The sequence below is a fragment of the Cyanobium sp. A1C-AMD genome, assembly GCF_024346495.1.
Taxonomy (GTDB): Bacteria; Cyanobacteriota; Cyanobacteriia; order PCC-6307; family Cyanobiaceae; genus Cyanobium_A; species Cyanobium_A usitatum.
In genome coordinates this window covers 1-7,348 of the sequence record NZ_JAGQDB010000101.1, presented here as the reverse complement: position 1 = coordinate 7,348, position 7,348 = coordinate 1, and the positions used below count along the sequence as shown (strand labels likewise).

The 7,348-nt window shown below is 64.8% G+C and carries 5 protein-coding genes; 3 read left to right on the top strand and 2 right to left on the bottom strand.

The features are described 5' to 3' along the window. Nucleotides 1-15 precede the first annotated feature (15 nt). Nucleotides 16-150 (top strand): PIN domain-containing protein, encoded by a 135-nt coding sequence (locus KBY74_RS13915; protein ID WP_396123193.1) that lies wholly within the window; start codon nucleotides 16-18, stop codon nucleotides 148-150. Nucleotides 151-293: 143 nt separating this feature from the next. Here KBY74_RS13915 and KBY74_RS12675 read toward each other — a convergent pair whose 3' ends face one another. Further along, a complete protein-coding gene (locus tag KBY74_RS12675; protein WP_254943004.1) occupies nucleotides 294-2,807 on the bottom strand; it encodes a tetratricopeptide repeat protein in 2,514 nt (837 codons plus the stop codon). Between the two features lie 19 nt (nucleotides 2,808-2,826). Next, nucleotides 2,827-3,447: a class I SAM-dependent methyltransferase gene (locus tag KBY74_RS12670; RefSeq protein WP_254943003.1), complete on the bottom strand. Its 621-nt coding sequence runs from the start codon at nucleotides 3,445-3,447 to the stop codon at nucleotides 2,827-2,829. Between the two features lie 280 nt (nucleotides 3,448-3,727). Here KBY74_RS12670 and KBY74_RS12665 point away from each other — a divergent pair, with 280 nt between their 5' ends. Beyond that, complete coding sequence (locus KBY74_RS12665) at nucleotides 3,728-6,427, top strand: DUF4347 domain-containing protein (protein WP_254943002.1); 2,700 nt, start codon at nucleotides 3,728-3,730, stop codon at nucleotides 6,425-6,427. Further along, the coding region (locus KBY74_RS12660) for a hypothetical protein (RefSeq protein ID WP_254943001.1) at nucleotides 6,424-7,348 on the top strand (925 nt) is incomplete at its 3' end. The genes KBY74_RS12665 and KBY74_RS12660, both read left to right, overlap by 4 nt.

Here is a 7,348-nt window from a genome sequence, read left to right as displayed (position 1 = left end):
CAGGTCGGCCGCACGGTGCCCAGCCTGGATCTACTGGTGTCAGCCGTGGCCCTGCACCACAACGCCTTACTTGTCAGCTTTGACGCTGACTTTGAAGCCATCGCCGGCGTGAGCGACCTGCGGCTCAAGCGTTTGGACCGTCCCAGCTGACTCTCCCAGCTGAAGCGTGCAATTGGCGCCGATCCAACCAGGGCCGGGTGCGGGGCACCCTGCCGCCCCCATCCGCCCGGGCCTAACCGGCCAGACCCTCACCAGCCAGACCCTCAAGTTGAGCATCGACTACGGCCGCCTGCTCAGCCGCCCCCACTCCTCTCGTCCCACGCCTGCAGGTAGAGCGCTTCAAGCTCCCGCGTGAAGCCGGCGTTATCCATCAGGGGCGAGGCCTGCAGTTCGGCGCGCAGGCCGCTGCGGATTGTCGCCAGAGCTTGGGGATCGGCGGCGAGGCGTTGGGCAATGGCGATGTACTCCTGGGGGCTGCGGGCGATCCAGTCGGGCCGGCCCAGGCTGGTGAGAATGCTGGCGCCGCCGCGGCTGGAGCTGCGCTCGCCGGCCAGGGTCACCAGGGGGAGCCCCATCCAGAGGGCATCGAAGCTGGTGGTGCCGCCGGCAAAGGGGGAGGTGTCGAGGGCGATGTCGATTTGGCCGTAGGTGGCCATGTAATCGGGCCCGTTTTGATAGCCGATCAGGCTGATTCGATCGCTCGCAACCCCGCGCTCGGCGAAGAACTCCAGCAATCCCAGGCGGGCCCTGGTTTCCTTGATGTGCAGCACCAGCCTCGAGCCGGGCACGCTGGCGACCAGTTGGGCCCAGAGCTCGCGCAGCCCTTCGTTCACCTTCACGAAGTTATTCAGGCTGCCGAAGCTGATCACGCCGCTGCCCAGGCAGGGGGGCGGCACCACCTCGGGGATGGCAACCACCGGCGGCGGCACGGCAAAACTCCACCAGCAGCGCGGCAGACGCAAGGGCTGCTCGCTGAAGGGCAGGGGCCCGCCTTCGGGCGGATCGAGCACCCGATCGGTGATGCGGTAGTCCATGGCGGCCAGGCCGGTGGTGCCCACATAGGCCAGGTAGGTGATCTGCACCGGCGCCGGCTTGCGGGCGAACAGGCCCGGACGGCAATCGCGGGAGTACATGGTGAGGTCGATCAGCAGGTCGATGCCATCGGCGCGGATCAGATCGGCCAGGGATGCATCATCGAGCGGGTGGACATCACGCCAGTGCTCCACCCGCTTGGCGATCTCGCTGGTGAAGCCATCCTTGAGATAGCGCGACGAGTAGGCGAAGATCTCAAACTGGCTGTGGTCGTGGTGCTCGAGCACCGGCAGCAGAAACCGGGCCACCGGATGCATCCAGAAATCGGGCGACACATAGCCCAGCCGTAGCCGGCGCGCGCCGATTGGCGCTGGTGCCAGGGCAAGGGCCTTGCTGCCTAGTGCCTCGCTACCTAGGGCGTCAAATTTGGCCTGGGCCAGGCGCCGGGCCTCGGCGGCCAGGTGGGCATCGCTGGCGCTGGGGCTGTAGTTGAGGGCGAACAGATAGTTGGGCACAAAGTCGCGATCGTCCTGGCCCAGGTCGATGCCGCGGTGGTAGCTCTGCAGGGCCATATCCACCTTGCCCTGGTCGAAATAGGCATTGCCCAGGTTGGAGTGGGCAGCGGCGAACTCGGGATTGATCCGAATCGCTTCCAGCAGGGCCTTTTCGGCCAGGTCGGGAAAGCTGGCTTCGCGCTGGGCATTGGCCAGATTGGCCAGGGCCTCGGCGTAATCACTGCGCTGGGAAATGGCCCGTTCAAAGATGGCAATGCTCTCGCTGTGGCGCTGCAGGTTGAGCAGGATGTTGCCGAGATTGTTGAGCGCCTCGGGGAAATCGCTCTGGAGCTCTAGGGCCCGGCGCAGGGCTGAGGCCGCCAGCTCGTACTGCCCTAAGGCATTGAGCACGTTGCCCTTGGTGAACTGCACCTGGGCGTTTTGGGGATCCAAGGCCAGCGCCCGCTCACTCCACTGCTGGGCGCCCTGGAGTTGGTGGGCGTCGAGCTCGAGCTGGGCCAGGTTGGAACAGGTTTCGGCCGCCAGCGAGGCGTTGGCCGGATCGCTGGGCGGGGCCTGCTCCAGGGCGGCCTCAAAGGCGGCCGCTGCCCCGGCTAGATCGCCTTGCTGCTTGCGCGCCAGACCCAGGTTGTTCCAGGCCTCGGCAAACTGCGGTTGCAGGGCAAGGGAGCGCTCTAGGGCCTCCAAGGACTCGGGCCAGCGCTCGAAGCGGCCCAGGGCATCGGCCAGGTGAAACCAGCTCGTCGCGTCATCGGGCGCCAGGGCCACGGCCCGTTCGGCCGCCGCTAAGGCCTGCTCGCGCCGGTTGGCGCGCAGCTCCATAGCGGCGAGCTTTTGCCAGGCGAGCACGAAGTCGTCCTGGGCGGCTGTGGCCTGGCCAAAGCTGGCGGCCGCCTCGTTCCAGCGGCCATAGAGCTGGTAGAGATGGCCAAGGTTGTAGAGCGCCAGGGCGTCGCCGGGCTCCTGGGCCAGGGCGCGCTGGTAGGCAGACTCAGCCTCCTGGGGCCGCTGCAAATCCTTGAGCAGGTTGCCCAGGTTTACCCAGTAAAAGGGCTCAGCCGCTTCGCTTTGCACCGCTGTTTGCAGGTGCGGCAGCGCAGCCATCGGGTTGCCACTCTGGTGCTCCAGCAACCCCAGGTAGTGATGGGCAGCAGCGTTGCCCGAATCACTCGCCAGGATCGCTCCATAGCCCTGGCGCGCCTGTTCCAGCTGACCCTGCTGATGCAGGGCAATCGCTGCGGCCAGAGGGCCGTTTGGCACGGAAGCCATCGCCGATTCCCTAGAAGCCTGCTGACGGCTCTGGGCTGTCGAGGGGCAGATTAAATAGGGCCGCGAGTTCGGGGTCGGGATCGCCGTTGAAGGTGATCAGGTTGAGTTCCAGGTTGCCCTGCTGGCAGAACATCGGGCTAAAGCCGCTGGCTTCCACGACATTGGCCAGGGTGCGGCTGCTGAAGCCGGTGCGATGGGCGTAATAATCCTGGCCGCTTTGGGCGATCATGCCGCCGTGGCCAAATAGCACATCGAGCGGGGTGATCGGACCCATGGGCGATTCGTAGAGCAGGCCATCGAGGTCGATCCCCTTCTGGACGCAGGCGAGCATCAGCTCCTGGAGATCGGGCACGATGATGTGGGCCAGGCCGCCGGGCTTGAGCACATGGCGAAAGCCGGCCAGCACCACGGGCACTTCGTGCTGGCGCACATGCTCGAGGTTGTGGGAACAATAGATGGCATCAAATTGCTGCGGCTCCAGGCTGGTGAGCTCTCTCACGTCGAGCACGATGTCGGCGCCGACCCCGGGATCGAGATCAAGCAGAACCTGCTCAAACGTGGCGTAGGGGCTAGGGAGTTGGATTCCGCGGGACTGGCCGCCCACATTCAGGACCCGTCTCTGCTGTGTCACGACGTTATCCATAGGGAGGGCTAGGAAGCTGGGCAATTTTTAAATCCTAACAGAAGTCTTGCATTTAGAACAAAAAAGAGACCATATTTAAACGGCAAACTATTATATTTGAACGCTAATGTGCTTTTAATGCAATCCGCAAGAATGATAACATGGCTAGGGCCGCCAAGCTGTAGTGATGACTGACTACCCATTTGAGGAGCCGTTTTAATGCGTCAATCTGACGCTTAACTTAGTGCAATAGTGTAATATTAACCCAATAATTATTGGTTTAACATCTGTGGCCGTTACCGCGTTGCGCGCCAGCCAGAGCAAAGGGGCTTTTGGCCTGTCTGCAACAGTCTGCGGCCGGCCTGCCGCCAAAACTGGCGGTGCGGCGGCGGGGCCGCCGCCAGCCGGCGACCCCTTCAACTTGGTGCTGCTCAGCCCCGAGCTCGCGGGCTCGGTGCCGCAGGCAGAACTCGCCGGCGCGCGGGTGGTAGTGCTGGAGCCGGGCCAGGGTGCCATCGGCCAGATCGGCGCTGCCCTGGCCGCCCATCCGGGCGCCTCGGTCGTTCGCGTCATCAGCCACGGCGAACCGGGCGCGCTGCTTCTGGCCGGGCAACGGATCAGCAATGCCACCCTGCAGTTGCGTGCGGATGCCATGGCCGGCTGGCGGCAGCACCTAGCCCCCGGGGCCGAGATCCTGCTTTACGGCTGCTCCGTGGCGGCGTCGAGCGAGGGGCGAAGCTTTGTTGATGGGCTGGCGGCACTCACGGGGGCCGCGGTGGCCGCCAGCGTCACCCCCACCGGTTCGGCCGCCCTGGGCGGCGATTTAACGCTTGGCTATACAACCGAGCCCATCAAAGCCCAAACGGAACGCTTTTCCCAGGCCTGGGACCAATCGGGCCTGATCTTGGCGGCGCCCGTGTTCACCAGCGCTGCTAGCGCTGATTTCACCCGCACCGTCGCCGGATCATCGTTTGCTGTAGCGGCCACGGGCTCGCCGACGTATTCGATCGCTCCAGCGACCTTATTTGAAACGAGTTTCTCCGCCCTGCCATCGGATTGGGTGCTGAGCAACGCCCAAATCAGCGGTGGTTCGGCTGCGCTTAACCCGGGCAGCGCTAGCACCAACGGCGCGCTCATCCTGCCCAAGCTGGGAACCGCCAGCCCCGGGTCTTTCACCGCGGCTTTTGACTACAGCGCTGGCAGTGTCACCGTCGGCGGTACTACGGCAAGCGGAACCAGCTTCAACTACGGCACGCTCACCAGCACCACAGGCAGCGCGACCTCCATGGTCGGCAGCAACGGCCTCGTAGTCAGCTTCCTCGAGGCCTATACCAAGGCGGGGGCTATCATCACAACAGTGCCCTCGTCCGTTGAGGTGCGCTGGAACGGCACGCTCATCGCCTCGGCGCCCGTCAGTTTTGGCAGCGGGGCCAAGCCGGTGCAGATCAAGCTCGATGCGGCCAATGTGCTGTCGGTCAGCTATGAAAGCGCCCAGGTTTTAAACGCGAACCTGAGCGGCAAGGTGAACGCCTCCGACCGCTCCAACTGGCAGTTCGCCCTGGGCTCCGCCAACACCAGCGCGAACACCAGCAGTCACAGCATCGACAATCTCGCGATCGTGACCAACGGGGGCTTGCCCGCCGGTCTGTTGCTCGACCCCAGCACCGGTGTGATCTCCGGTACGCCCACCACGGCGGCGAGCGCGGGCCAGCACGTGTTCAACATTGTGGCCACCAATGCCGATGGCGCCACCTCACAACCATTCAGGCTGAACCTGGCCTCTGGTGCCCCGGTTTTCAGCAGCTCCTCTACCCAGGCAATTTTACCTGGAGTGCCCACCACGATTGCCATCGCGGCGGCCGGCAGCGCCGGCCCCACCACCTACAGCGTGGCGCCCCAGACCCTGATCAGCACCACGCTGGCGAACGCCGGGAGCCTGCCCGCCGGTGCCTACATCAATGGCAATAGCCGATTCAATAGCGGTGCGATTGAACTAACCCAGAATACGAACAATCAAACCAGCTGGGTTCAATTCCTGGGGCAGGGTGAGCAGAACCCCACGGCATTTACGGCCAGCTTCAACTACAAGGTGGGCGGCGGCACCACGGTTGGCGGCGGCGGCATCAGCTTCAACTATGGCAACCCCGGCGATCACAGCAAGGGCCTGCGCGTTGTTATCACTGAACTGCCAACCGGCGCCACCAGCAATGCCAACCTGGAGGTGGCTGTTTGGTTGAGCGGGCAGCGGGTTTCTGGTACCACTGTCGCCAACCCCTTTACCGGCGCCCTTTATACAAGCAATACCTACTTACCCTTCAGGCTGGCAATGAGCGCCGAGGGGCGCCTGCAGGTATGGGTCAACAATGTGTTGGCCTCTGACACAACCAATGTCACTGGTTGGCAGACCACCGATAAGGCGCTGTGGGCCTTCGGCTTCACGGGCACCACCGGCGCCAGCAATAACAACTTCCACACCATTAAGAATGTGGTGATCGGCACCAATGGGGTGCTGCCGCCGAATGGGGTGCTGCCGCCGGGCCTGAGCCTCGACCCCAACACCGGCGTGATCAGCGGCCGGGTGGGCCTCGGCACCGCAGTCGACCAATACGTCCATGTCACGGCCACCAATGCCGCAGGCAGCACCCCCCAGCTCGTGAAGCTGGATGTGAGCGCCAGCAACACCCTGCCCGGCCAGCGCCCGGGCACCGGCACCAGCCTCGGCGGCCCCGATGGCCTTGGCGCCACGGGCGAGCAGTTCCGCAACCTGAGCGCCTTCGCGGCGCTCACCACCGACGGCCAGGTGAAGGTGTGGGGCAACTCCCTCAACGGCGGCCTCCAGGCCGATGCCCCCACCGGCACCGGCTACACCGTGATCACCTCCAACGAGAAGGCCTTCGCCGCGTTGAAAAACGACGGCTCGCTCGTGTCTCCTGGGGCTCTAGCGGCAACGGCGCCACGGGCGAGCCCACGGGCACCGGCTACCAGATGATTTCGGCCAGCCGAAACGCCTTTGCTGCCATCAAAAACGATGGCAGCATCACCGCCTGGGGTAACAGCCTTGGCGGTGGTGCCTTCAGCGCCACTAGCACCGCCTCGCCCACCGGCACTGGCTACATCCGCATTTACGCCAACGGTGGCGGCTTCGCGGCGCAAAAGATCGATGGCACGATCCGCACCTGGGGCAACACCAACAGCATCGGCTCAAGCGGCGTAAACAACTCACTACCGTTCACCCGCGTCACCGCCAACGACTTCCAGACCGGCACCGCCTCCTACGGCGCATTCGCGACCACCGACTCCACCAGGGGCTCAATCACCGCCTGGGGTTCGACTGGTACTGGTACCAATACCGGCGCTACGGGCAAACCCACTAGCACTGGCTGGCTGGATGTTGTCAACACCAGCCGGGCCATGGCGGCGATCGACGCCAACGGCACCATCGCTGCCTGGGGCGATTCGGCCTTCGGCGGTGGTAGCACCTCAACGTCACCGACCCTCACCTACCTCAAGGCCCCCACCGACAGCGGCTACCGCCAGCTGTACGGCAACAGCTCGGCCTTTGTGGCGGTCCGCCAGGACGGCTCCCTGGCCGCCTGGGGCAACTCCAACAATGGCGGCTCTGGGGCCCCCGCCGGCACGGGCTACACCCAGGTGTACTCCACGCTCAATTCGTTTGCGGCCCTCACGGCCGACGGCAGCATCAGCGTTTGGGGCAGCGCCCTAGAGGGCGGCAACACCACGGTGGCCCCGGCAGCCAAGGCCACCGGCTACACCAACCTGTTCAGTAGCCAGGGCGCCTTTGCGGCCCTCAAGGGCGACGGCTCGGTCACCGTGTGGGGTGACGCCAGCATGGGCGGCACGGGCGGCCCCACCGGCACCGGCTGGACTGAGATCACCAGCTCGGGCACGG